Annotated in this window: 24 protein-coding genes; 11 read left to right on the forward strand and 13 right to left on the reverse strand. The window is 64.5% G+C overall.

From position 1 onward, the window contains the following. Window positions 1–9: 9 nt before the first annotated feature. Complete coding sequence (locus FJ946_RS06340; protein ID WP_140498373.1) at window positions 10–777, forward strand: metallophosphoesterase family protein; 768 nt, start codon at window positions 10–12, stop codon at window positions 775–777. A gap of 40 nt (window positions 778–817) precedes the next feature. Here FJ946_RS06340 and FJ946_RS06345 read toward each other — a convergent pair whose 3' ends face one another. Next, window positions 818–958, reverse strand: a complete 141-nt coding sequence (locus FJ946_RS06345; RefSeq protein ID WP_181165325.1) for a hypothetical protein — start codon at window positions 956–958, stop codon at window positions 818–820. A 281-nt stretch (window positions 959–1,239) separates the two neighbouring features. Next, the gene (locus FJ946_RS06350; protein WP_140566653.1) at window positions 1,240–1,938 is read right to left on the reverse strand and encodes a type 1 glutamine amidotransferase; all 699 of its coding nucleotides are present in this window, start codon (window positions 1,936–1,938) and stop codon (window positions 1,240–1,242) included. 88 nt (window positions 1,939–2,026) lie between these two features. Here FJ946_RS06350 and FJ946_RS06355 point away from each other — a divergent pair, with 88 nt between their 5' ends. From FJ946_RS06355 to FJ946_RS06370, 4 genes are all read left to right on the forward strand, one after another. Next, entirely contained in the window at window positions 2,027–2,689 is a 663-nt protein-coding gene (locus FJ946_RS06355; RefSeq protein WP_140566446.1) for a hypothetical protein, read from the forward strand. Window positions 2,690–2,720: 31 nt separating this feature from the next. Next, window positions 2,721–3,455 (forward strand): 16S rRNA (uracil(1498)-N(3))-methyltransferase, encoded by a 735-nt coding sequence (locus FJ946_RS06360; RefSeq protein ID WP_140566443.1) that lies wholly within the window; start codon window positions 2,721–2,723, stop codon window positions 3,453–3,455. Between the two features lie 243 nt (window positions 3,456–3,698). Further along, window positions 3,699–5,072 (forward strand): glutamate--cysteine ligase, encoded by a 1,374-nt coding sequence (locus FJ946_RS06365; protein WP_140558666.1) that lies wholly within the window; start codon window positions 3,699–3,701, stop codon window positions 5,070–5,072. Between the two features lie 99 nt (window positions 5,073–5,171). Further along, the gene (locus tag FJ946_RS06370; RefSeq protein ID WP_140524802.1) at window positions 5,172–6,218 is read left to right on the forward strand and encodes a DUF937 domain-containing protein; all 1,047 of its coding nucleotides are present in this window, start codon (window positions 5,172–5,174) and stop codon (window positions 6,216–6,218) included. A 168-nt stretch (window positions 6,219–6,386) separates the two neighbouring features. On the opposite strand, the gene FJ946_RS06375 is transcribed toward FJ946_RS06370, so the two are convergent. Further along, window positions 6,387–6,677, reverse strand: a complete 291-nt coding sequence (locus FJ946_RS06375; protein ID WP_140524803.1) for a DUF1127 domain-containing protein — start codon at window positions 6,675–6,677, stop codon at window positions 6,387–6,389. A 177-nt stretch (window positions 6,678–6,854) separates the two neighbouring features. Between FJ946_RS06375 and FJ946_RS06380 the strand changes: the two genes are divergently transcribed. From FJ946_RS06380 to FJ946_RS06390, 3 genes are all read left to right on the forward strand, one after another. Then, window positions 6,855–7,811 (forward strand): LysR substrate-binding domain-containing protein, encoded by a 957-nt coding sequence (locus tag FJ946_RS06380; protein WP_140498380.1) that lies wholly within the window; start codon window positions 6,855–6,857, stop codon window positions 7,809–7,811. Window positions 7,812–7,887: 76 nt separating this feature from the next. Further along, window positions 7,888–9,519 (forward strand): exodeoxyribonuclease VII large subunit, encoded by a 1,632-nt coding sequence (gene xseA, locus FJ946_RS06385; protein ID WP_140566441.1) that lies wholly within the window; start codon window positions 7,888–7,890, stop codon window positions 9,517–9,519. An 8-nt stretch (window positions 9,520–9,527) separates the two neighbouring features. Continuing rightward, window positions 9,528–10,646 (forward strand): P1 family peptidase, encoded by a 1,119-nt coding sequence (locus FJ946_RS06390; RefSeq protein ID WP_140566438.1) that lies wholly within the window; start codon window positions 9,528–9,530, stop codon window positions 10,644–10,646. 52 nt (window positions 10,647–10,698) lie between these two features. Here FJ946_RS06390 and FJ946_RS06395 read toward each other — a convergent pair whose 3' ends face one another. The 3 genes from FJ946_RS06395 to FJ946_RS06405 form a co-directional block, all read right to left on the reverse strand. After that, window positions 10,699–10,950, reverse strand: coding sequence for a DUF768 domain-containing protein (locus FJ946_RS06395; protein ID WP_140498383.1), 252 nt, complete (start codon window positions 10,948–10,950; stop codon window positions 10,699–10,701). A gap of 409 nt (window positions 10,951–11,359) precedes the next feature. Next, window positions 11,360–12,049: an SDR family NAD(P)-dependent oxidoreductase gene (locus tag FJ946_RS06400; protein ID WP_140566435.1), complete on the reverse strand. Its 690-nt coding sequence runs from the start codon at window positions 12,047–12,049 to the stop codon at window positions 11,360–11,362. A 327-nt stretch (window positions 12,050–12,376) separates the two neighbouring features. Then, a complete protein-coding gene (locus tag FJ946_RS06405; protein ID WP_140566433.1) occupies window positions 12,377–13,396 on the reverse strand; it encodes an isopenicillin N synthase family oxygenase in 1,020 nt (339 codons plus the stop codon). Window positions 13,397–13,459: 63 nt separating this feature from the next. On the opposite strand from FJ946_RS06405, the gene FJ946_RS06410 reads away from it, so the two are divergent. Then, on the forward strand, window positions 13,460–13,675 hold the full coding sequence (locus FJ946_RS06410; protein ID WP_140498386.1) for a hypothetical protein: 216 nt from the start codon (window positions 13,460–13,462) through the stop codon (window positions 13,673–13,675). Window positions 13,676–13,768: 93 nt separating this feature from the next. Beyond that, window positions 13,769–14,050 carry a hypothetical protein gene (locus FJ946_RS06415; RefSeq protein WP_224619155.1) on the forward strand — a complete coding sequence of 94 codons (282 nt, stop codon included), beginning with the start codon at window positions 13,769–13,771 and terminating at the stop codon, window positions 14,048–14,050. A gap of 214 nt (window positions 14,051–14,264) precedes the next feature. On the opposite strand, the gene FJ946_RS06420 is transcribed toward FJ946_RS06415, so the two are convergent. From FJ946_RS06420 to FJ946_RS06435, 4 genes are all read right to left on the reverse strand, one after another. Further along, window positions 14,265–16,544, reverse strand: a complete 2,280-nt coding sequence (locus FJ946_RS06420; RefSeq protein ID WP_140566430.1) for a xanthine dehydrogenase family protein molybdopterin-binding subunit — start codon at window positions 16,542–16,544, stop codon at window positions 14,265–14,267. Window positions 16,545–16,546: 2 nt separating this feature from the next. Continuing rightward, complete coding sequence (locus FJ946_RS06425) at window positions 16,547–17,566, reverse strand: xanthine dehydrogenase family protein subunit M (RefSeq protein ID WP_140524808.1); 1,020 nt, start codon at window positions 17,564–17,566, stop codon at window positions 16,547–16,549. A gap of 1 nt (window position 17,567) precedes the next feature. Beyond that, window positions 17,568–18,188, reverse strand: a complete 621-nt coding sequence (locus FJ946_RS06430; RefSeq protein WP_140524809.1) for a (2Fe-2S)-binding protein — start codon at window positions 18,186–18,188, stop codon at window positions 17,568–17,570. A gap of 213 nt (window positions 18,189–18,401) precedes the next feature. Further along, window positions 18,402–19,235 carry a 3-keto-5-aminohexanoate cleavage protein gene (locus FJ946_RS06435; RefSeq protein WP_210239614.1) on the reverse strand — a complete coding sequence of 278 codons (834 nt, stop codon included), beginning with the start codon at window positions 19,233–19,235 and terminating at the stop codon, window positions 18,402–18,404. 80 nt (window positions 19,236–19,315) lie between these two features. Between FJ946_RS06435 and FJ946_RS06440 the strand changes: the two genes are divergently transcribed. After that, window positions 19,316–20,731 carry an amidase gene (locus FJ946_RS06440; RefSeq protein WP_140566427.1) on the forward strand — a complete coding sequence of 472 codons (1,416 nt, stop codon included), beginning with the start codon at window positions 19,316–19,318 and terminating at the stop codon, window positions 20,729–20,731. A gap of 9 nt (window positions 20,732–20,740) precedes the next feature. Here FJ946_RS06440 and FJ946_RS06445 read toward each other — a convergent pair whose 3' ends face one another. From FJ946_RS06445 to FJ946_RS06455, 3 genes are read right to left on the reverse strand one after another with little or no spacing between them, the layout of a single operon-like run. After that, window positions 20,741–21,499: an ABC transporter ATP-binding protein gene (locus FJ946_RS06445; RefSeq protein ID WP_181167721.1), complete on the reverse strand. Its 759-nt coding sequence runs from the start codon at window positions 21,497–21,499 to the stop codon at window positions 20,741–20,743. Continuing rightward, window positions 21,499–22,254 carry an ATP-binding cassette domain-containing protein gene (locus FJ946_RS06450; protein ID WP_140566423.1) on the reverse strand — a complete coding sequence of 252 codons (756 nt, stop codon included), beginning with the start codon at window positions 22,252–22,254 and terminating at the stop codon, window positions 21,499–21,501. Before FJ946_RS06450 ends, FJ946_RS06445 begins: the two co-directional genes overlap by 1 nt. Next, entirely contained in the window at window positions 22,244–23,224 is a 981-nt protein-coding gene (locus FJ946_RS06455; protein WP_140566420.1) for a branched-chain amino acid ABC transporter permease, read from the reverse strand. The genes FJ946_RS06450 and FJ946_RS06455 overlap by 11 nt, the downstream gene beginning before the upstream one ends. Window positions 23,225–23,229 lie beyond the last annotated feature (5 nt).

Raw genomic sequence — 23,229 nt, forward strand, 5'->3', positions numbered from 1 at the left:
AGCGATACGTTGGCAGAACCCGACATTCATTTCCTGGACGCGCGCGGACCGGACGGCATGCGTCTCTACGCAATCGGCGATGTCCATGGCCGGCTCGATTTGCTGGCCGCCATGCATCAGCGGATCGAGAGCGAGCTCGAATGGAAGCCGGCTCGCGACTGGCGCGTCATCCACCTCGGCGACTATGTCGACCGTGGGCCGGACTCCAAGGACGTCGTCGATTTCCTGATCGAGGCGCGCAAACGCGATCCGCGAAACCTGATGCTTGCCGGCAATCACGATCTCGGCTTTCTCGATTTTCTCGATACCCCTGACCCGGACGGGCTTTTCATGCGCTATGGCGGGGTCCAGACGGCGCTATCCTACGGTGTGCCCCTCGCGGCCGACGCCGGCTGGTTCGGCAGGATGGAGACGATGAGACGGGGGCATCAGGCTCTGCTCGAAGCAGTACCGCAACACCATATCGATTTCCTGCGTTCGCTACCCTTCTCAATCAGCTTCGGCGACTTCTTCTTCTGCCATGCCGGCATCCGGCCAGGCGTTGCCCTGGAGAACCAGAATCCGCAGGATCTGATCTGGATCCGCGACGTTTTCCACGATCACGCCGGCCTTTTCCCGAAGATCGTGGTGCACGGCCACACGCCCGTTCCCGAGGCGGAGGTCATGGCCAACCGCGTCAATGTCGATACGCTCGCCTGGCAATCAGGCATGCTGAGCGCGCTCGTTGTCGAGGACGCCGACAAACGCATTCTGACAATGACAATAAGGGAAGCTTGAGTGGCGCGCGTCGCGGAAACGACGCGAACGGTCCGGCTATTCAGCGCAGCGAAGCGGTGACGCCGTAGCCGTCGACGGCGTTGTGGTTGTTGGCGGCATCGGCCGCATAGATGCCGAGACCGCAAATCACGATGGCGGACATCATGGCAAAGGACAGAAGCGCTGCTTTCACGGACGTCATCTCTTGTTGAGCTTCCTGCATCTGTGCACGAGGCGGTTACCAATGCGTTGAAACCGAAAATACGTCTCAAAGTTTCGACGATTTCGCGCTTCTAGGCACGTTCTGTATCGGCGGTGTGTCGCACGGGCCACACAAAGGTCCGTCGCGGTTGCACCGGTGATGCAGAGCGCGCGCCTTCTAGGATGGCGGGCGTACACAAGCCAAGGACGAAACCGGTTTTCCCCAGGCGGATTCACCGCCGCGTGCCAATTATGCCACGCCCTGGTCCGCAGAGATGATGCTCAGATCGTCGCCACCCATGCGCGGGCGATGGCAAGGCCGGCAGCATCGGCATCCGGTCCGTTACGGGCCATTTCGCCCTCGAGCTTGCCGGCCCAGTCGGGGTGGCGCGCTGCAATGAGCGGCGCGAAAGAGGTGCTCCAGTCCTTCACCAGCGGCCGATCGGCCTCGAAATGGAACTGGAAGCCGTAGACGGCGCGGCCGACGCGGAACGCCTGGTTCTCGGCGACATCATTGCCGGCGAGCCGCACGGCGTCTTCAGGCAGCACGAAGGTGTCGTCGTGCCATTGGAAGATCGGGAACTTTTCCGGAAGCTCGGCCAGCACCGGATCGGCCTTGGCGTCCGGCGTCAGCGAAACGCCGCGCCAGCCGAATTCGTTGGCGCCGCCGATGCGGTTCTCGCCGCCGAAGGCGCGGGCAACCAGCTGGCTGCCGAGGCAGATGCCGAGCACCGCGCGGTCCTGGCCGGCGAAATCGCTGATAAGTTCGAGCAGCGCCGGAAAATAGGGATATTCATCGTCGGCCAGCGCGTTCTGGCCGCCGCCGAGCACCACCATGGCGTCGTGGCCGTTCGCATCATCCGGCAGCGGATCGCCCTTGTAAGGAAGGCGGATGTCGAGATCGGCACCGGCTTCCGCAAGTGCCGCGCCGACCTGGCCGAGGCCGGTGTTGTCGTAGTTCTGGACCACCAGCACCCGCATCGCAAAACCCTGCTGACGTGAAAACGATGCGACGAGCGATATCATGGCGCCGGCATTTCAGCCAAGATGCGGGCGCGCGGAGAAAACTATGCCACTGCAAAACCGGGTCGATCCGTTCGGCGCCATCCACGCCGTGCCCGAGCGCGGCCTGTTCATGGGCAATCGCGGCATCATCCACGATCCCGAGACCAGGACGCTGTTGAAAAAACGCTGGGCGCTTCACGCCTGGATCATCTGCGTCTGCGACTTCGGCGAAGTGCGGCGCGAGCCGATGGGCCGCAACCGGCGACGTGATGATCTATCGGGACCCAAGGCGGGCTGGACGGAACTGTTCTTCCTCGACGAGGTGACGGCGCTGGCGGCGGGCCATCGGCCCTGCTTCTTCTGCCGGCGCGAACGGGCCAGGGATTTTGTGGGTCGCTTCGGCGAAGCCTTCGGCATAACGGAGCCGCGCGCGCCGCAGGTCGACAAGCGGCTGCACAAGGAGCGGCTGGCCGCGGGCGGCAAGCCGCCGGTGGTGGCGGCCGACGAGCTTGCAGGCCTGCCCGACGGCACGATGGTCGACGGTGGCGGCAATGCCTACGCCTTGCGTCGCGGCAAGGCGCTGCGCTGGTCGTTCGCAGGATATTGCGGAGCGCAGGATTTCAACGACCTCGCTCATCGGCCGCTACGGCTGCTGACGCCGCCGACCACGATCGGGGTGCTGAGGCGAGGCTACGAACCCGTCTGGCATCCTTCCGCCAAGGCTTGACGCCAGCCGCCGCCTCGCCCATTCCTCGGCCATGCGCGCCAATTACAAGATGCAACGCCTGTTCGTGCCCGACGATCTCGGGCCGGAGATCGAGTTCGACGCCGGCCACCAGCAGAGCCATTATCTCCTGCATGTGCTGCGGCTTGGCGAGGGCGCCGAGATCCTGTTGTTCAACGGCCGCGACGGCGAATGGTCGGCGGCCATCGCGGCCAAGTCCAAGAAGGCGGTGAAGCTGAGGGTGCTAGCGCGGCAACGGCCGCAGCCGCCGCTGCCCGATCTCGTCTACTGCTTCGCACCGCTGAAGCAAGGCCGGCTCGACTATCTGGTGCAAAAGGCGGTCGAAATGGGTGCCGGCGTGCTGCAGCCGGTCATCACCCAGCACACGCAAGTGGCCAAACCCTCCATCGACCGGTTGCGCGCCAATGTCGTCGAGGCGGCCGAGCAGTGCGGCATACTTGCGGTGCCGCAGGTGCGGGAAGCGGAAAAGTTCGAACGCCTGCTGACCGGCTGGGACACGGAGCGGCGGCTGGTCTTCTGCGACGAGGACGCTTCGACCAACAATCCCCTGCCCGCGCTGCAAGCGGTAAGCGAAAGGAAGCTCGGCCTGCTGGTCGGGCCGGAAGGCGGATTTTCCGATGAGGAGCGCAAGCTGTTGCGCGCTCTGCCTTTCGTCACTGCCATTCCGCTCGGCCCGCGCATCCTGCGCGCCGATACGGCCGCCGTGGCCGCACTGGCGGTGATGCAGACCACAATCGGCGATTGGTGAGGGTTTCTTCCTCCCCTCTTGTGGAGATGGGAAGAGCCGCATCGTTCAATTCCTGTTGACCTCTGGCTCAGGATTTTTCGCTTGATCGGCTACTGACATTTCGTCCATCTAGCGCCGGCGGTCTTCCGGCCGCCCTGCAGTGCCGCGCGTCGACGCGCAAAGGCCGCTGTAGTACTTTGATTTTGGCGCATATCCCGAAAATCGAGGTCGATTTCGGGATCATAGCGCCGCAGGGGCTTGATGATGGCGCGCGACACAACCGATTTCCGGCCGATCGAAGGCATGGACGAACTCGTCGCGCATCTGGCCGAGGGCAACAAGCCGCGGGAGAAGTGGCGCATCGGCACCGAGCACGAGAAATTCCCGTTCTACGTCGACGGCAACGGGCCCGTGCCCTATGGCGGCGAGCGCGGCATACGCGCCATCCTCGAAGGCATGCAGTCAAAGCTCGGCTGGGACCCCATCATCGATGACGGCCGCATCATCGGCCTGGTCGAGCCGACCGGCCAGGGCGCGATTTCGCTGGAGCCCGGCGGCCAATTCGAACTCTCCGGCGCGCCGCTGGAGACGATCCACCAGACCTGCCGCGAGGGCAATGCCCACCTGGCGCAGGTGCGCGAGATCGCCGAGCCGATGGGCATCCGCTTCCTTGGCCTTGGCGGCAGCCCGAAATGGTCGCTGGCCGAGACGCCGAAAATGCCGAAGTCGCGCTACGAGATCATGACGCGCTACATGCCCAAGGTCGGCACCAAGGGCCTCGACATGATGTACCGCACCTGCACGATCCAGGTTAATCTCGACTTCGAGAGCGAGGTGGACATGCGGCGCAAGATGCAGGTGTCGCTGAAGCTGCAGCCGCTGTCGACGGCGCTGTTCGCCAATTCGCCCTTCACGGAAAGCCGGCCGAACGGCTTGCAGAGCTGGCGCGGCGACATCTGGCGCGACACCGACAACCAACGCTCGGGCCTGCTCGAATTCTGCTTCTCGCCCGATTTCGGTTTTGCCGACTATGTCGAATGGGCACTCGACGTGCCGATGTATTTCGTCATCCGCGACGGCCAGTACCACGACATGACGCACGTCACCTTCCGTCAGTTCATGGCCGGGGCCGTCCGCAATGAAATCCCGGACGGATTGCCGACGATGGGCGACTGGGCTAACCATCTGTCGACGCTCTTCCCCGACGTGCGGCTGAAGCGCTTTCTCGAGATGCGCGGCGCCGATGGCGGGCCGTGGCGGCGCATCTGCGCCCTTCCGGCCTTCTGGGTCGGGCTGCTCTACGACGAGGCAGCGCTCGATGCGGCGGAGGCGCTGACCTCGAGCTGGACCTACGGGGAAGTGCTGGCGATGCGCAACGCCGTGCCCGAACAAGGCATTTCGGCGCCGTTCCGCAACGCCACGTTGCGCGACATCGCTCGCGACGTGCTCACCATCTCGCGCATGGGGCTGAAGAACCGCGGCAAGAAGAACCGCGACGGCTATGACGAGACCTCGTTCCTCAACACGCTCGACGAAGTCGTGGCGCGCGGCACCACCAGCGCCGAGGAGATGCTGTCGGCCTACCACACACGCTGGGGCGGCTCGATCGAGCCGGTGTTCATGGAATACGCCTATTAACCCTCGGCTTCGAGGCGGCCGAGCTCCTGCAAAAGCCGCTTCAATCGGCGGTGGAAACGAATTAGGCTTCTCCGGCGGGGATTTCCGGAGGAGAGACCAATGCCTTCCTTGTTCGACATGCTGGCACAAGCCCAGAACGGCAGCGGCATGCAGGCGCTTGCCCAACAATACGGGCTCTCGATGCAGCAGACGCAATCTGCGGTGGAGGCGTTGCTGCCTGCCTTTTCGCAAGGACTGAGGCGCAACACCGCCGATCCCTATGGGCTCGGCGCCTTCATGACGGCGATGGCGAGCGGTCAGCACGCCAAGTATTTCGAGGACGCGACCCGGGCCTTCTCGCCGCAAGGCATCAATGAGGGCAACGGCATTCTGGGGCATCTGTTCGGCTCGAAGGATCTGTCGCGCGCGGTTGCCGGCCAGGCGGCGCAAGCGACCGGTATCAGCCAGCAGGTGCTGCAACAGATGCTGCCGGCCCTGGCCTCGATGATGATGGGCGGGCTGTTCAAGCAGACCACCAATCAGTTGGCCGGGGGGCAGATGCAGGCGGCCAGCGGCTTCGGCGCCGCCGGCAGCAATCCGCTGGGCGAGATCATCGAGCAGATGATGCGCCAGGGAGGCGGCCTGGGCGGCGCCCAGGCGCCGGCGCCGCAGCCGAGCCCGCCATCGCAAGACCCGATGGACAACCCGCTTGGCAAGGTGCTGCAGGACATGTTCGGCGGCGGCGTGCCACAGCCGCAAAGCCGATCCCAGCCGCAACCGCAGCAGACACAGAACCCCTTTGGCGACAATCCGCTCGGCAAGGTGCTGCTGGACATGTTCGGCGGTGGCGCGCAGCCGCCGCAGGACCAGCCTCAGCCGCAGCAGACCCAGAGCCCCTATGGCGACAGTCCGCTAGGCAAGATCTTCGAGGAGATGCTGCGGCAGGGTGGCGGTGCATCAGGCGGCGAGCAGCCGGCGCCGCAGCCCCAAGCTCGGCGGCAGCCCCAGGCGCCGCAGCCGCAGGCCAATCCGAGCGGCAGGCCGACGAACCCGTTCGACGATCTGTTTGGCAAGATGTTCGAGACCGGAGCGCAGCAGCGCGACGACTACCAGAAAGGCATGGAGTCGATTTTCGACCAGTTCAAGCGCGGCATGGATCGGCGGTAGCCGTCGCCCAGGTTTTGGCTTTTGCCTAACGCAAAAAGAAAGCCCGGTCCTTGGGAGGACCGGGCAGCGTGCAGGCAGGCCGGCGGGGGACCGGCAGGGAGTGGGAAGCCTGCATAACCTTTGTCGCGCTGACTGATGAAAGGTTCAGCGGGACCGAAATTCAACCGATCAGGCCACCCTGCGGGCGATGTCCTCGATGGTTTCGACGCGATCGCTGGCGATTTCGCGCAGCATCGCCGTCGGATCGCGGCCAAACGGCACGTCGATGGCGACGTGCAGGTCGGCGCGCGTCAGGCCGATATCGGCAAGCTCGGCGTCCGACATCTCGCCGAGGCGATAGAAGGCACGGCGGTTTTTCCAGGCCTGGTAGACATTGGAGACCGCATTAATCACGCGCGTCGCAACGGCCGGACGCGTGGTGATGCGCGAGGTCTCGGTAGCGAAATCAAACGTAACCATGTCGGTCTCCTTCAGACTCGAACGGGCAAAACCAGGCGATCGGCGCTGGCGACAGCGGCCGTTCCGGCTTCGATTCACATGCCTTCATGTGGACATCAGTAATTTGCCATTGCTCGATTGATTAATCCAACGAATGTTTCTAATCTTAAGCATCAACACTAGTGATGGATCATGCCGATGAAAGCGCCGCTCGATCTAGATCAGTTGCAGACCTTCATCTCGATCGCCGACACTGGCAGTTTCACCCGGGCGGCCGAAGAGGTGCACCGCACCCAGTCGGCGGTGTCGATGCAGATGCGCCGGCTAGAGGAGCGGATCGGCAAGCCGCTGTTCGAAAAGGAAGGGCGCAGCAACAGACTGACGGAGGAAGGCGACAAGCTGCTTTCCTACGCAAGACGGCTGCTCTATCTCAACCGCGAAACGCTGGCCGCCTTCGACGACCGGCGGCTCGAAGGCACGATCCGGATCGGTACGCCGGACGACTACGCCGACCGTTTCCTGCCCGAGATCATGGCGCGCTTCACGCGTTCCAATCCACGCGTCGAACTGACCGTCGTCTGCGAACCGACGCCGGGGCTGGTCGAACACATCAAGCGCGGCAATCTCGACCTGGCGTTGGTGACGCATAACGACGTGCGGGGCCAGTCCGAGGTGGTGCGGCGCGAACCGCTGCTGTGGGTCACCTCGGCCAACCACGCCACGCACGAGCAGGAGACGCTGCCTATGGCCTTTGGCCGGCCAAACTGTATCTGGCGACGCGCCGCCGTCGACGTGCTTGACCAGCAGAACCGCGACTATCGTATCCTGTTCACCAGCTTTTCCGCAACGGTCATCACCGCCGCGGTGTTGTCGGGCCTGGCGATCTCGGTGCTGCCGGAATGCGCGCTCAGGCCCGGCATGCGGGTGCTGGGCGAGGCCGACGGCTTCGGCGCCCTGCCCGACTGCCGCATCGGCATCATGCGCGGCCAAACCTCGCGGCCGGAGATCGTCGATGCGCTGGCCCGGCACATTTCCGAAAGCCTGGACAACATCTCGGTGCCGCTTGGCGAAGAGGCGGGAACGTTCGATTTCGCGGCACTCGCCTTCAGCAAGATGCGGCGAACCAAGCCGAACCAGATCCTGCCGGGCTGGTAAGCGATCAGACGCACCTGAACGCCGACCTGAAAACAGCCAGCTTGACGCCGGCGCGCAACCACCCCCCAATCGGCCGATGAGCGAAGCAGCATCCGAATCACGCAGCAACGCCACCGAATATACGGTGAGCGAAATATCAGGCGCCCTGAAGCGCACGGTCGAGGATGCCTTCGGCAATGTGCGGGTGCGCGGTGAAATCTCGGGTTATCGCGGGCCGCACTCCTCCGGCCATGCCTATTTCACGCTGAAGGACGACCGCGCGCGGCTCGACGCCGTGGTGTGGAAGGGCACGATGGGCCGGCTGAAATTCCGCCCCGAAGAAGGAATGGAGGTGATCGCCACCGGCAGGCTCACCACCTATCCCGGCAAATCCAACTACCAGATCGTCATCGACAATCTGGAACCGGCGGGCGCCGGAGCCTTGATGGCGCTGCTGGAGGAGCGCAAGCGCCGGCTGCAGGCCGAAGGACTGTTCGAGGGGGGCCGCAAGCGGTTGCTGCCCTTCATGCCGCGCGTCATCGGCGTCGTCACCTCGCCGACGGGTGCCGTCATCCGCGACATCATCCACCGGATCAAGGATCGTTTTCCGCTGCATGTGCTCGTCTGGCCGGTGCGGGTGCAAGGCGAAACCGCGGGCGCCGAGGTGACCGCCGCCGTCGCCGGTTTCAACGCGCTGGCAAGGGATGGCACCATCGAGCGCCCGGACCTGCTGATCGTGGCGCGCGGCGGCGGCAGCCTCGAGGACTTGTGGGGCTTCAACGACGAGGCGCTGGCCCGCGCCGTCGCCGCCTCCGCCATTCCGGTGATTTCGGCCGTCGGCCACGAAACCGACTGGACGCTGATCGACCTCGTCGCGGATGTGAGAGCGCCGACGCCGACGGGGGCGGCCGAAATCGCCGTCCCGGTGAAGGCCGACCTCGAAGCGACGCTCGCCAGTCTCGGCGCACGGCTCAAGGCTGCGGTTTCGCGCAATTTCGAGCGCAAGCGCCAGTCCGTGCGCGCGGCGGCGCGTGCGCTGCCCTCGCCCGATCAGTTGCTGGCGCTGCCACGTCGTCGCCTCGACGAGGCGGCGAGCCGGCTCGGGCGCGGCCTCATGGTTTCGACCGAACGAAAGCGCGGACGCTTCCTCGCCCTGAAACTGACGCCGGCAATGCTGTCGCAGCGAATTGCCGAGGCGTGGCGGACCAACGAGCGCAATCTCCTGCGGGCACAGGGCGCGTTGCGCACGCTGACGAGGGCCCGGCGCGCGGAGCTCAATCGCGCCGCGGATCAGTTGCCGAAATGCGCCCGGGCGTCGCTGCAGCGGCACCGGCAGCAATTGGCGGCGCTGCAGGGCCGCATCACCATAGAGCCCACGGCGCGGCGGCAGCGGATCCAAAGGGATTTCCTGACCGCGCTGACGCGGCGCAGCACGCATGCGGCATCGCTGAGGCTGGAGCGGCTGCGCAGTCGCGTCGCCCAGGCCGACCGCTTGCTGGCGACGCTGTCGCACAAGGCCGTGCTGGCACGCGGCTTCGCCCTGGTGAAGGATGCCGACGGCGCCGTCGTCAAGCGTGCGGCGGAATTGACGGCGGGGATGGCGCTGTCCCTGGAGTTCGCCGACGGCACGGCGGATGCTGTCGCGACCAGCGGCTCGGCGCGGCCACGACCGGTCGCCAAAACCGCGACCAAGGCCAAGGAGCCCGGCAGCCAGGGCTCCCTATTCTGAACCGTGACATGACAGACAATCCGCATCATCACAAAACGCCCTCCGGCAAGCCGCGCGCGCGAAGCTTCGGTATCGGCTTCGACGGCACGCCCGGCCCGTTCAACGCGATCACCGACGTGGCTGGAGTGTCGGTCGGCTATTCCACGCTGATTTCAGGCGACGGCCCGCTCGTCGTGGGCCAGGGACCGGTGCGCACCGGCGTGACCGCGATCCTGCCCAGGCCGCGGGCCGACCTTGCCACACCGGTCTTCGCCGGCATCTTCAGCCAGAACGGCAATGGCGAACTGACCGGCTCGCATATCGTCGAGGAGACCGGCGCCTTCAACTTCCCCATCACCGTCACCAACACGCATTCCTGCGGCGTTTCGCGCGACGGCACGCTGCGCTGGATGAGCCAAGTGCTGCCGGCCGCACTCGACAGCGGCTGGGGACTGCCGGTGGCAGCGGAAACCTATGACGGCTTCCTCAACGACATCAACGGCCACCACGTGACATCAGGGCATGTTGCCAAGGCGCTCGACGGTGCCGCCAGCGGACCGATCGAGGAAGGCAGCGTCGGCGGCGGCACCGGCATGATCGCCTTCGGCTTCAAGGCCGGTTCGGGCACCGCGTCGCGCATCACCGAATGGCAAGGGCGTGCCTATACTGTCGGCGCCTTCGTGCAGGCGAATTTCGGCAAGCGGCGCAATTTCACGCTTCGAGGCCTGCGCGCCGGGCCGGAGCTCGTCGAACCCGCGATCCGCGAAGGCACGCCACGTGCCGAAAAAGGCTCGATCATCGCCGTTATTGCCACCGACGCACCGTTCCTGCCGCATCAGATGAAGCGGCTGGCCCGCCGTGTGCCGCTCGGCGTCGCCATGACCGGCGGCTTCGGCTATCACAGTTCCGGCGACATCTTCCTCGCCTTCTCTACCGCCAATCCCGACGCGGCCCTGGCGCCGCCGGGCCGGATCGCTCGCGCCGAGTTCATCCCCGACAGCGACATCGATCCGTTCTTCGATGCCGTGGTCCAGGGCGTCGAGGAAGCCGTCCTCAATGCGATGGTCGCCAACGAGGACATGACCGGCCGCGACGGCAATTTCGTGCCGGCGCTGCCGAAGGCGTGGCTGAAGGAGAAATTCGGCTGAGACAAATACGCGGACCGAATGGTCCGCGTATTCATACAGGATTGCTCCTGAATTATTCCGCAGCCTTGCTCGCGGCCTGCTGGTGCTCGTCGGCCTCGGCCGCTTCCTCGAGCCGGGAGGCGATGAGTTCCTGGATATCGCCGACTTCTTCCTGGATATCCTCCAGCGGTATGCCGACCTCGGCCGCCTTGGCAGCGCATTCCCTGGCCAGCGTCTCGGCCTGCTTCTCGATCCTGGCGTGGGACTGGCAATGGACTTTTTCGCCAATCCATCCCTGCAAGAATTCGATGGCGTGCTCACTCATATTGCTTTTCCCTGGCGGCGAAGCCGGTTGGTAATCATAAACGTCGGCATCCGGTGAAGGATGCATGTCCCCATTCCAGCCGAGTCGCCACCGGACGGCAAGCCGATGTCGTCCAAGGTCCACAGAGCCAAAGGAAATAGAGGATTGAAGAACATTTTCTGTTTCTGGGGGGCGGGTATCGTTTGGCGGGAATCCTGTCCCGCCTCGAGAGGCTGCTTCTACTTGCTTCTTACGGTTTTCAGGTCCGTTTGCATCTCAATGGCTGTCACAACAGCTGCCCGATGACGTTGCCGTTTCCAGGCACAAGCCATCGAAGCCGCCGCTATATAGTGACATCCCCATGCAATGTCGACTCTCCCCGCGGCCTTGCATGGAAGCCCCGCGAAAGCCGCATAGGTCGCCGTGCCGATCAGAAGGTCTCGACCCAGGGCCTGAGCTCGAGTTCCCAGGTCCAGGCGCTGCGGTTCTGGCGATGGATGCCGAGATAGGCCTCGGCGATCGCGTCCGGCGATAGCCGTCGATCCTGCGGATCGGGGGCCCCTCCCGGCGCGGTCGAGGCAATGGCGCCGTCGATGACGAAATGCGCGACATGGATGTTCTTGGGAGCCAGTTCGCGAGCCATGGATTGCGCCAGTCCACGCAAGCCGAATTTGGGCATCGCGAAACCGGCCGAGCCGGCGAATCCCTTGACGCTTGCCGTCGCGCCGGTGAAGAAGATCGAGCCCGAGCCTTGCGAAAGCAGCCGGTTGGCCGCTTGCTGGCCAACCAGGAAGCCGCCATAGGCCCCCACCAGCAAGGCCTGCCTGACAGCCTCTGGATCGAGTTCGGCTATCGGGCCACGGGCGCGTCCGCTGGCATTGAAGACCACGAGCGACAGCGGGCCGGCCTTGTCAGCGACCTCGCACAGGCGCTGCACCGACGCGGCATCGGAGACATCAGTTGCCACGGCTTGGGCGCCGGTCTGCGCCAGCAACGGGTCGAGCTTCTCGACGTTGCGGGCGGCCAGCACGACACGAAAACCTTCCCTTGCGAGAAGGCACGCAAGCGAGGCGCTCAATCCGGATCCCGCTCCGGCAATGACGGCGACATTGGATGTCATGAGCATCTCTCTTTCGCGGTGGTGACTGGATTGGACAGGGTTTGCGCCTTCCCAAGTGGAACGCAAGAGAAAGCATTTCCAAGAAAATCGCGTATCGTCGTGGCGCGCTTCCCAGGCCGCAAAAACTGTTCCCGGCAGAGAAAAATGGCCGGGCGCGAAGACGGCCCGGCCAGAAAGAAGGTCATAACCTTCAGAGGGGAACACCGTTCGGAGGAATGGGAGGAAACCTCGAACGATAATTTTATCTTGAGCCCATTTTCGCGCTCTGGCGACGAATAGAATTCTAAAATTTTGCTGCCCTACAAAAATTTCTACCTGCCGAATGGCTCAGCCTGCCCGGGTCTCGGGCTCAAACAGATCGGCATAATGACGCCGCGCAACGTCGGGATGGGAGCGCAGCCTGCTCTTCAGCACATTGGTTCCGACATCGCGAAACAGCGGATTGTCGGGATCGCTGGCCGGCCCGCGCGCCTGCTCCGCCAGTTCCTCGGGAAGCTCGAGCAGCGGTATCGTGGCATCGAGCTTGGCGCTGAAGAAGAACGGCACCGAGATGCGTTCAACGCCGGCGGGCGGCGTCACGACGCGATGCACGGTGGCTTTCAAATAGCCGTTCGAGGCGAGCTCCAGCAGCTCGCCGATGTTGACGACGAGCGTTCCGGGAATCGGATCCACGTCCACCCAGCTTCCGTCATAGTCGACCTGGAGGCCCTTGTTGTCATCCTGAAGCAGCAGCGTCAGGAAGCCGCCATCCTTATGCGCGCCGACGCCCTGGTCGCCGCCGGTCGCTTCGCGGCCGGGGTAGCGCACGATCTTCATGCGATGATTGGGTTCGCCGCCATAGATCGGATCGAAAGCGTCCTCGGCCTGGTCGAGCGACAGCGCGAAGGCCTTGAGCAGACGAATGGCCACGGCCGTCGCCTTCGCCTGCCAGGCCAGCAGCGCCGGCTTCAGCTCCGGCAACGCCGACGGCCACTGGTTCGGCCCCTGCAGCCGCGTCCAGGCAGGAATTCCCGGGCCTTGCGCGATGGGCGGGCGCTCGACGCCGATGTCGAGCTGCTCGCGCCAGTCGGCCTTGCCCTTGGTCAGTTCGCCGCCAGCGCGGGTATAACCGCGGAACTGCGAGGAATTGACCATCTCTATCGACAGCTTGTCGGCTTCCGGCAAGGCAAAGAAACGCCGCGAAGCGGCGAGCGTCTCGCTGATGTCGGCCCATGGGATGCCGTGGCCCGCCAAATAGAAAAAACCGATATCGCGCGAGGCGGAGCGCAGATCCGCCAGAAACGTCCGGCGCTCCGACGCGCCTTGTTCGAGACGGCTCAGATCGAGCACGGGCACTATTCTGGGCATGTCAGCTCCTTTCCGGGTTCTTTCCGGGTGCTGCTTGAAAACTTCGCCCGGAAAGCCGGGCCCGTGGATGTGCTGCTCCTTTTCCAGCGGCCGAAGCCGCCATCGATGCCCCAAATCTCACGGAGTTCAGTGCGCCGGGAAAGGAACGATCGGCTTTTCGATGCCGCCGGGACGAACAATTTTTCTATTTGGGCGGGCAGCCTGACGATGAGCGCGATCATTGCGCGAAACAGCGGCGTGTCATTTCAGGCACAGCGCGAAGCTGTCATTGGCCCTTGAACGGCCGCGCGGGAGGCGCGTAACATCGTGGCACTTGAATTTGAGTCTGTTTCATTCGTCCGGGCTAAAGTCCGGATCGGTTTGGATAGGTCCTTGAACACGCAAGCAATCGGCAGCGCGGCGGGGCGCGGCAAATCGTTTGCCCATGTGGCGCAAGCCTCCTGGGGCAAGGGCCCTGGCACCTTGCTGCGTATCATGCGCATGACGCTGCGCCACCCTTGGCAGGTCGCCATCACCATCGTCTCGACCTTCATCGCCGCGACGCTGCAGCTTTTCATTCCGCGCCTGCTGGGACACGCCATCGACCAAGCGCAGGGCGTGGTGGCTGCCGGTGCAAATACCGGGCCGAGCAGGCGCTGTGGAATACGGCGCTGACGCTGCTCGTCGTCAGCATCCTGCGCGGCCAAGGCTGAGCGCTCCTACGGTCAGTTCCGTTCGATGGGGCGGGAAGGGTTCCGGCTGTTCCGGATCACCCTGGCATGAAACAGTCGGTTCCTGACGCATCAGCATCCCGATCCGCAAGGCAGTGAAACTGGGCGAGGACAAACCCACGCTTGTTGCGGCGGAGCAATCCTCTTTGTCTCGGTCCTCAAACGATCAGATCGTCAATTCTGATCGGCAAGTCGCGGATCCGCTTGCCGGTCGCGTGGTAGACAGCGCTGGCGACGGCAGCGGCGGTGCCGACATTGCCGAGTTCGCCCAGGCCCTTCACACCAGCCGGATTGACCTCATGGTCGATCTCCGGAACCAGTATGACGTCAAGGTCCCTGACATCGGCATTCACCGGGACCAGATAATCCTGCAGGTCGCGGTTCACATAGCGGGCATAGCGGGTATCGATCTCGGTCGCCTCATGCAGGGCCTGGCCAATGCCCCAGATCATGCCTCCCATCAGCTGGCTGCGCGCGGTGCGCGTGTTCATGATGCGCCCGGCGGCGAACGCACCGACAATGCGCGGCACACGGATTTCGCGCGTGTAGCTGTTGATGTGCACCTCCACGAATTCGGCCCCGAACGCATATTTCACCGAATCCGCGTCGGACTCGCCGCCATGGAATTCCGACTGGCCGGCATAGAGTTTTTTGAGCGCTTCGGGGGTCGAGCCCTTCGGCGCGAATTCGGCATATTCCTCGATGGCGCCTACCTGCATGGCCTTGAATATATCGGCGGTGCTTGCCGACGCCCCGCCCTTGGTGAGGATCCGTCCCTCGTGGAGGTCCAGTTCCTCATTGTGCGAGCCTGCAAGAGGGCCACCCTCCGCGACCGCTGCGGCGAACAATTTCGTGCGCACAGCATCACACGCCTTGAGCACGGCCGAACAGACGCTGGCAGTGGAAATCGAACCTCCCGATACCGGCGCCGGCGGCAAGGCACTGTCGCCCATCTCGACGGCGACCTTGCCGATGTCGACACCGAGACGTTCCGCCGCCATCTGGCCGGCAACGGTTCGCACACCTGTGCCGATTTCATGCGAGCCGCACTGCACGCGCACGTCTCCTTCGGCGGTCAGGCGCACGCGGGCCGCGCATGGCGCGGCAGCGGTCGGGTAGACTGCCGTCGCACAGCCCATGCCGACGAGCCAGTCGCCGTCGCGCATCGAGCCGACTTTCGCATCCCGTCTCGTCCAGCCGAAGGCATCAGCGGCCTGATCGTAGCATTTCATTAGCGACCGGCTGGAGAACGGCTTGCCGCCGATCGGCTCCTTCTGGGGCTCGTTGATCCGGCGAAATTCGATCGGGTCCATGCCGAGTGCGACGGCCATTTCGTCCATGGCGCTCTCGAGGGCATAGACGTAGGGCGTCTCGGGCGGCGAGCGCATATAACCGGGCGTGTTGCGATCCGCCTGCACCAGCGAGACATGCGTCAGCACCGAGCCATAAGCATACATGCGACCGGTGGCCGAAGTCCCGCCGACGACATAGGAATCGGGTCTCGAGGTCACCTCCCAGCCTTCATGGCCGAAAGCAGTGATGCGGCCGTCCTTGCCGGCGCCGATGCGGATGCGGTGCCGGGTTTCGGCCCGATAGGTCTGGGTGCCGAACGCCTGCATGCGGCTGACCACACAGCGCACCGGCCGGCCAAGCCGCCTGGCGGCCACAGCCACGATGGCCGTTCGCGCCGTCATCGGCCCCTTCGAGCCGAATGCGCCGCCTACGTTAGGGCAGACGATGCGCACATTCGCTGGGTCGAGCCTCAATTGCCGCGCCAACTCGACTTTCCAGCCGGTCACGTTCTGGGAGGGCTCGTAAACGGTGAGTTGGTCGCCATGCCAAACAGCGGTGGTCGAGAACAGCTCTATCGGGTTGTGATGCTGGGTCGGCGTCGAATACCGCGCATCGATCTTCATCGGGGCCGATTCATACGCGGCATCGAAATCGCCGGCCTTGACGTCCTCCTTGAACAACGGGCTTTTGCCGGCGGCGTCGATGGTCTTTGTCCCCGGCATGTCGAAACTGGCGGTCGGCTTTTCCTCGGCATAGTCCGCGCGGATCCTTTGCGCCGCCTCCTCGGCTGCTTCGAAGGTCTCGGCGACCACCAGCGCAATGATCTGACCGTCATGGAAGATCGCCTTGTCATGCAGCGGCCCGATAGAACTCGCGCCGGTATTTCCGAATTTCGGCGTCTCGACCTTGTCGAGGTCGCCATAGGTGACGATGTCGAGGACGCCGGGCACCGAGCGCGCGTCATCCAGGTAAAGCCTGGCGACCTTGCCCTTGGCGATGCTGCTCGTCGCGAGCACGGCGTGCGCAATGTTGGCGGCCGGGAGATCCGCCGCGTATTCGGCCTGGCCGGTCACTTTCAGCCGCGCATCGATACGCGGCAGCGGCTGTCCCATGTTTTCCTTCGGCTGTGGAGCGGCGACGTTCATGATCACACCTTCATGTCACGGGTTTCGAGCAGCCCCCTGATCAAGGTTCGCTTGCCGAGTTCTATCTTGAATGCGTTGTGCCGACGCGGCTGGGCCTCGGCGAACGCGGCTTCGGCGGCCTCGGCCGCCGCTGCCTCGTCGAGCACCTTGCCGCGCAGGATCTCCTCCGCCGCTCTTGCCCGCCAGGGTACGGTCGCCACGCCGCCAAGCGCGATGCGCGCCTCGTTCACGGTCTCGCCGTCGAGGTCGAGGGCGACCGCGGCCGATGCAAGGGCAAACGCATAGGATTGCCGATCGCGGATCTTGAGATAGCGCGAACGCCTGGTCCATGCGCCGGCGGGCACCTCTATGGCGGTGACGATCTCGTCGGGTGCCAGGTCGGTCTCGATGTGAGGGCTGTCCTCGGGCAGGCGATGCAGGCTGGCAAACGGAATCTTTCGCCGCCCGTTGTGGCCTTGGACATGAACCGTGGCGTCAAGCGCGATCAGGGCCTGGGCAAAGTCACCGTGATAGGTCGCGATGCAGTTCTCACTGGTCCCCAGCACGGCATGCTGGCGGTTGAACCCCTCCATCGCGGCGCAGCCCGAGCCTGGCTCGCGCTTGTTGCACGGCCATGAGGTTTCGCGGAAATATTCGCAGCGGGTCCGCTGCAGGATGTTGCCGGCAAGGCTTGCCATGTTGCGCAGCTGGCCGCTTGCCGCCAGTTGCAGGCTCTCCGCGATCACCGGATACCGACGCTTGATCTCGGCATTCTCGGCCGCGTCGCCCATCCGCACAAGAGCGCCAAGGCGCAGACCCTCACCACCGGTCTCGATCCGCCGCAATGCCGGTTCGGAGAGACCGTTCAAATCGAGCAAGCGTTCCGGCCGGGCGACGCCGAGTTTCATATAGTCGGCGAGATTGGTGCCACCGGCAATGAACTGCGCGGGGGCTTGCGTCGGCGGATGCCTGGTGGCCGACCGCGAGGCGACGGCGACCGCCGCGGAGAGGCTGGCGGGCCTCTCATAGACGAAAGGATGCATCTCAGGCCCTCCTGATCTGGTCGCGGGCCTGGACGATTGCCGCGACGATGTTCGGGTATGCCGCGCATCGGCAAAGGTTGCCGCTCATATATTCGCGAATGTCGTCCTCTGAACCGGCATGTCCTTCGTGGACGCAGCCGATCGCGGACATGATCTGGCCGGGCGTGCAATAGCCGCACTGGAACGCATCGTGATCGATGAAGGCCTGCTGCATCGGATGCAGGCCGCCATCCGTCGACGCCAACCCTTCGACGGTGGTTACCGCCTTGCCCTCGTTCATCACCGCGAAGCTGAGGCAGGAGAGCACGCGATGGCCATCGACCAGCACCGTACAGGCACCGCATTGGCCATGATCGCAACCTTTCTTCGTGCCCGTCAGGCCGACATGGTCGCGCAAGGCGTCGAGCAGGCTGGTTCGGCTGTCGAGCGCCAGATTGTATGGCTGCTTGTTGATGGTCAGTGTTGTCATGACAGGCTCGGTTGGCTTGGCGGCAGCAGCCGGAGGCTCCTCGGACCTGGCTGTCGAGGCCAGAAGCGGAGTCACCGCAGCCGCGGAGACGGTCGCGGTCATAAAGCTTCGTCTGCTGAGACTGGAGGAGTTTGGGGGAACATGCTCGGACATCGCTGGCTCCGTCGCTCGCTATGTCGCGACCAAACCCCTCATCGGGGCCATTGTTCCGGGCCATCCGCGATAAAACGCACAAGGAAGACGGCTCGCAAGGCAAGCCGCCCGATTTGGATGCAAGGATATGACGGGTCCGTTCGAGACCGTGCCCGTCCTACCCTGGCGAATTTGCAGGCGCGCGGCCGATCCCCTAACAAGGCGCGCGGGCCCTCACTGCTGGCGGGCAATTCCGAGAATATCAAGCGCCTGCGCGGCAGAAGCAATCGGGCGCCCCGTGCGGCCAGCGGCTTCGACGATTGCCGCGACCCGTTCGGCATTGTCGCGGGCGAGGCTGCCATCGGCGTGCCAGAGAGAGTTCTCGAAGCCGACCCGCACGTGCCCTCCCGCCGCGATCGCCGCCGTCAGCGCCAAGGTCTCGCCCCGTCCGAAGGCGCAGACCGACCATACGGCGCCTTCAAGACCATGCGCATCGAGCCCTTCAAGGAAGACATCGAGGTCTTCGGGCCGGCTTTCCTGATCGGCGGCATAGCGTCCAAGGACGAACAGCAGCCGGGGGCTTGTGGGCTCCGCCAGAATGCCTCGCCGCCGCAGATCGATGAAACGGTCGAGATCGGCCCGATCATAGAGAATGTGCTGGACCGCGATGCCTTCCCGACCGGCCCACGCGAAGAAGCGGGCCGGCTCCGCCTCGCCATCGCTGATTATCTCACGCAAGCCGATCGAGACGGAAACCGGATGAAGCGCCCGAACAAGGTCCATCTGTTCGCGTGGCGAATAGAGCCCGATCGCTTCGGTCGTGATCTGGATCGCCATGACGCCCTGCGTCCGCTCCCGGATCGCCGCGATGGCATCCCGGTAAAGCGCGGCGTCAAGCGTGTGCCGGCCTGAAGCATCGCGGACATGCACATGGATGGCGGCGGCGCCGGCAGCGAGACACTGCCTCGCCGTTTCGGCAAGTTCGTCGGCGGTCATCGGCAGAGCCGGATGATCGGCCTTCGTTCTGCGCGCTCCGTTCGGCGCAACCATGATCAGCAACGGCTTCAATTTCATCTCCGGGCCCAATTGGCTCTCCCGCAACGAGGTTTTCCATGCTTCATTTCACCGACTCGCACAGGTAGGACAGCATGAACGCCACCGCCCAAGGGATTTCCGCCTTCGCCACCGCCGCCGAACTCAGCCGCGCGCTCGCCGATGGCAACACATCCTCGACCGAGATCGTCCGGCGCGCGCTGGATCGTGTCGACGTTCATGACAATTCGCTGCATGCGTTCGTCCGGCTGTTTCCTGAGGCTGCGCTCCAGGCCGCCGGCGAAGCCGACGAGCGTCGCCGTCGCGGCGTCTCGAAAGGGCCGCTGGACGGTATCCCTTTCGCGGCCAAGGACCTGCTTGACGTCGAAGGCTATCCGACCCTGGCAGGCTCGAAAGCGCTTGCGGGCGAACTCGCAACCGCCACGGCAACGGCAATCGAACGCCTTATCGCGGCCGGGATGATCCTGCTGGGCAAGGTGCACACCGTGGAATTTGCTTTTGGCAGTTGGGGGACCAACCCGGTCGCCGGCACGCCCCTGAACCCGCGTGACAGCGCCATCCCGCGCGCGCCGGGCGGATCGTCGAGCGGTTCGGGCGTGGCCGTCGCCGCCGGACTGGTGCCGGTCGCGCTCGGCACCGACACTACGGGCTCTATCCGCAATCCGTCCGCCATGTGCGGAATCGTGGGCCTGAAGACGTCCTTCGGCCTTATCGGGCGCGGCGGCTTGCTGCCGCTTGCCATGTCCTTCGACAGCATCGGTCCCATGACCCGGTCGGTGGAGGATGCAGCCCTTCTGCTGGCCGCGCTCGAGGGTCCCGATCCCGGCGATCCGGCCACCTTTGGCGTGGCGCCGACCTCGCCGCTCGACGGGCTCGAGCGGAGCATATCGGGCCTTCGCCTGCGCATCCCCTCGGCCGTGGACCTTGCCGGCGTAGACCCCGGCATCCTGGACCGCTTCGACTCCACCGTCGCTGAACTGGAGGCGCTCGGTGCCAATGTCGATCGGATGCCGATGCCGCAATCTTACGACACCTACAAGGCCCTGGCCGGCGACATCATGGCCGTCGAAGCCTGGCATCATCTCGGCCGTTACGTGGAACCCGCGGACAGCGGCGTCGGCACGGCGATCCGCATGCGGGTTCTCAAGGGCAGGGAAATCGGCCTCGCCGCTTATCACGAGTTGATTGCAAGGCGCCGAGCCGCGCAGATCGAGTTTCATCGCGATCTCGAAGGCGCCGATGCGTTCCTGACGCCAACGGCGCCGATTACCGCGCCGCCATTGGCCGACATCGATGAGACAACGACGCCGCTTGGGACGTTTACCCGCATGGTGAACCTCCTCGACATGGCAGCGCTCAGCGTCCCCATCGGTCTCGTCAATGGTCTGCCCGCAGGATTGCAGATCGCGGTTCGCCGCTTCCAGGATCCGCTGGCGCTGAGGATCGGGCGGGCGCTCGAGATTCGGCGCGGCGGCCTGTTCGAACAGCCGCCGGGCTACGCCACGCCGTAAGCTGCCCGTTCATTCACCGCTCGCATACAGCCAACGTGCGACAAGAGCGTCGGTGTCGGCACCGAAATCCGCGCGCGCGCCTTCGGAAAAAACCGTGCCGTTCTTGACCACATAGACGTAGTCGGTGATGGCAAGCGCGGCGCGAATATCCTGGTCGACCAGCAGCACGGCCTTGCCGAGTTCGCGGGCAAGATCGCGGACGATGTCGTAGATCGTCTCGCTGGTCTGCGGATCGACGCCGGCGGTCGGTTCGTCGATCAGGTAGACCGACGGATCGGCCATCAGGCTGCGTGCGATCTCGACCTGTCGCTGCTGGCCTCCCGAGAGCTGGGCGGCAGGCTGCGTGCGTTTCTCCCGAACGACGGGAAACCGCTCATAGACATGTTCCAGTTTCTCGGTCAGCACCGTCTTCTTCGGCCTGGCATGCCAGAGACCGAGTTTCAGGTTCGATTCGACCGAGAGATGAGGAAAGAGGCTCGGCCGCTGCGGCAGGTAGGCCAGGCCAAGGCCCAGCATCCGGAAGGGCGGGTTTCCGGTGATGTCCACGTCTCGCAGAAGCACCCGGCCGGCACTCGGTTTCAGGAAGCCGAACAACGCCTTGAGAAGCGTCGATTTGCCCGTGCCGTTCGGCCCGACCACACAGGAAATGCTGCCAGACCAGGCTCTGACCGAAACGTCGCGCAATATGTCGATGTCGCGCGTATAGCCGGCGACAAGGTTCTCGCAGGCGATCAGCGGCGGGGTCGATGGCAGGGAAGCGGTTTCCATCATCGTGCTTCCCGATGCGTTGCGCGGGATCCCGTATAGGCGTGCACGACCTCGGGATTGCGCAGCACCTCGGCGACCGCGCCGTCGGCGATCTTGCGCCCCCGCGCCATCACCATGACGCGCGTTACGACCGACTGGATAGCCTCGAGGTTGTGATCGACAACGACGATGGTGTGACCGTCGCGATTGAGGCTCCTTATGTGCTCGATGATCTCCTCCAGCAGGCGCGGGTGGACGCCGGCGAAGGGCTCGTCCAGAAGCAGCAATCTCGGTTTGAGCATCAACGCCCGGCCGAGTTCCAGCAGCTTCTGCTGGCCGCCGGAAAGCGCTCTTGCATAACTGTCGGCGAGATGGTCGAGCCTCAGGAAAGCAAGAACCCCACGGGCGCGGTCCTCTGCCGCGGCGCGCCGTTCCGCCGGATCGGAAAGCGCCGGCACGATCAGGTTTTCCAGGACGGTCATGCGGCGGAACAGGCGGGGAACCTGAAAAGTACGGGCAACACCGCGGCGCGCGAAAAGATTGGCCGGCGAGCGCGCCATATCGGTGCCCTCGACGAGGATGGCACCGCCGTCGGGTTTGAGCGCGCCCGTCACCATGTTGATGGTGGTTGTCTTTCCCGAGCCGTTGGGACCGATCAACCCGACAATTTCGCCGCGGGCCAAGGCAAAGGATAAGCCTTCGACGGCATGGATGCCGCCGAAATGCTTGGCAAGACCACTGATCGAGAAAAAAGCGGTGTCCTTCTCAACCGGCATGGGGTTCCTCGGTGGTAGCAGTTGGAACAGGCGCTTGTTCCCGTGGCCGCGCGCGGAAGCGCGCCCAGTTTTCGACCATCGGATACAGGCCGTTCTGCGCGAAGCGTTGCACCAGGATAAGCGCCAGACCCATCAGCACGAAACGCCATTCGCCGTAGGACCGCAGCGTCTCGGAAAGCAGGAAGACGACGACTGCACCGACCACGGCGCCGGGCAGGCTTTCGATGCCGCCGATCACCGCCATCGCGATAACCAGACCCATCTCCGGCAGGATAGCCATGTTGGGCGTCAGGATGCCGATGAAATGGCCGTAATAAATGCCGGCTATCGCCGCGATCACGCTGGTTACCACGAAGACGAGGATCTTGTAGCGCGTGGTATCCACGCCGCTGGCGCGCGCGGCGCCCTCGTCTTCCCGGATGGCACGCAGAAAAAGACCGACGCGGGTCGCCAACAAGGCATTCATTCCCAATACCGCCAGGACGACGAGCGCAAGACCGAAATAGTAATAAGGCAGGTCCGATCGACCGGAAAAGAGGCCGGGCACCGGCAAGCCCAGCATGCCGCGTGTGATGTCCTCCTCCGCGACCAGCACGAGGCGGAAGATTTCCGAAATGGCAAGCGTGAAGAGGGCCAGATAAGGCCCGGAAAGCCTCAGGACGAGCGCGCCGATCAGGGCGCCGGCCACGACGGCAAGAGCGATGGCGGCAAGAATGGCAAGCGGCAGCGGCATGCCGATCTGGCCAACGAACAAGGCCGAGGCATATCCGCCCAGCGCGGCAAAAGCCACATGGGCGAAGGAGAACTGACCGGCGAAACCGGCAAGCAGCGCCCAGCTCGCGGCAAGCAGCGCATAGTACCAGGCGATGGCGCCGACGTGGGTCCAGTATGGTCCGACGCCGAGCGGCACCAGCAACGCCACCACGAGCAGAATCGCCTGAGCCGATTGCGAGAATGTTGGACGGATCATTGCCG

It is taken from the genome of Mesorhizobium sp. B2-4-7 (assembly GCF_006442685.1).
Lineage (GTDB): Bacteria > Pseudomonadota > Alphaproteobacteria > Rhizobiales > Rhizobiaceae > Mesorhizobium.

Bases quoted from the DNA above. Each gene is read 5' to 3' on its own strand.
- FJ946_RS06355 (WP_140566446.1), top strand. From the start codon at position 2,027: ATGCCACTGCAAAACCGGGTCGATCCGTTCGGCGCCATCCACGCCGTG.
- FJ946_RS06420 (WP_140566430.1), bottom strand. From the start codon at position 16,544: ATGAACGTCGCCGCTCCACAGCCGAAGGAAAACATGGGACAGCCGCTG.
- FJ946_RS06445 (WP_181167721.1), bottom strand. From the start codon at position 21,499: ATGGAAACCGCTTCCCTGCCATCGACCCCGCCGCTGATCGCCTGCGAG.
- FJ946_RS06375 (WP_140524803.1), bottom strand. From the start codon at position 6,677: ATGGTTACGTTTGATTTCGCTACCGAGACCTCGCGCATCACCACGCGT.
- xseA (WP_140566441.1), top strand. From the start codon at position 7,888: ATGAGCGAAGCAGCATCCGAATCACGCAGCAACGCCACCGAATATACG.
- FJ946_RS06370 (WP_140524802.1), top strand. From the start codon at position 5,172: ATGCCTTCCTTGTTCGACATGCTGGCACAAGCCCAGAACGGCAGCGGC.
- FJ946_RS06400 (WP_140566435.1), bottom strand. From the start codon at position 12,049: ATGACATCCAATGTCGCCGTCATTGCCGGAGCGGGATCCGGATTGAGC.
- FJ946_RS06440 (WP_140566427.1), top strand. From the start codon at position 19,316: ATGAACGCCACCGCCCAAGGGATTTCCGCCTTCGCCACCGCCGCCGAA.
- FJ946_RS06455 (WP_140566420.1), bottom strand. From the start codon at position 23,224: ATGATCCGTCCAACATTCTCGCAATCGGCTCAGGCGATTCTGCTCGTG.
- FJ946_RS06430 (WP_140524809.1), bottom strand. From the start codon at position 18,188: ATGTCCGAGCATGTTCCCCCAAACTCCTCCAGTCTCAGCAGACGAAGC.
- FJ946_RS06365 (WP_140558666.1), top strand. From the start codon at position 3,699: ATGGCGCGCGACACAACCGATTTCCGGCCGATCGAAGGCATGGACGAA.
- FJ946_RS06425 (WP_140524808.1), bottom strand. From the start codon at position 17,566: ATGCATCCTTTCGTCTATGAGAGGCCCGCCAGCCTCTCCGCGGCGGTC.
- FJ946_RS06360 (WP_140566443.1), top strand. From the start codon at position 2,721: ATGCGCGCCAATTACAAGATGCAACGCCTGTTCGTGCCCGACGATCTC.
- FJ946_RS06390 (WP_140566438.1), top strand. From the start codon at position 9,528: ATGACAGACAATCCGCATCATCACAAAACGCCCTCCGGCAAGCCGCGC.
- FJ946_RS06405 (WP_140566433.1), bottom strand. From the start codon at position 13,396: ATGCCCAGAATAGTGCCCGTGCTCGATCTGAGCCGTCTCGAACAAGGC.
- FJ946_RS06395 (WP_140498383.1), bottom strand. From the start codon at position 10,950: ATGAGTGAGCACGCCATCGAATTCTTGCAGGGATGGATTGGCGAAAAA.
- FJ946_RS06450 (WP_140566423.1), bottom strand. From the start codon at position 22,254: ATGCCGGTTGAGAAGGACACCGCTTTTTTCTCGATCAGTGGTCTTGCC.
- FJ946_RS06380 (WP_140498380.1), top strand. From the start codon at position 6,855: ATGAAAGCGCCGCTCGATCTAGATCAGTTGCAGACCTTCATCTCGATC.
- FJ946_RS06345 (WP_181165325.1), bottom strand. From the start codon at position 958: ATGACGTCCGTGAAAGCAGCGCTTCTGTCCTTTGCCATGATGTCCGCC.
- FJ946_RS06350 (WP_140566653.1), bottom strand. From the start codon at position 1,938: ATGCGGGTGCTGGTGGTCCAGAACTACGACAACACCGGCCTCGGCCAG.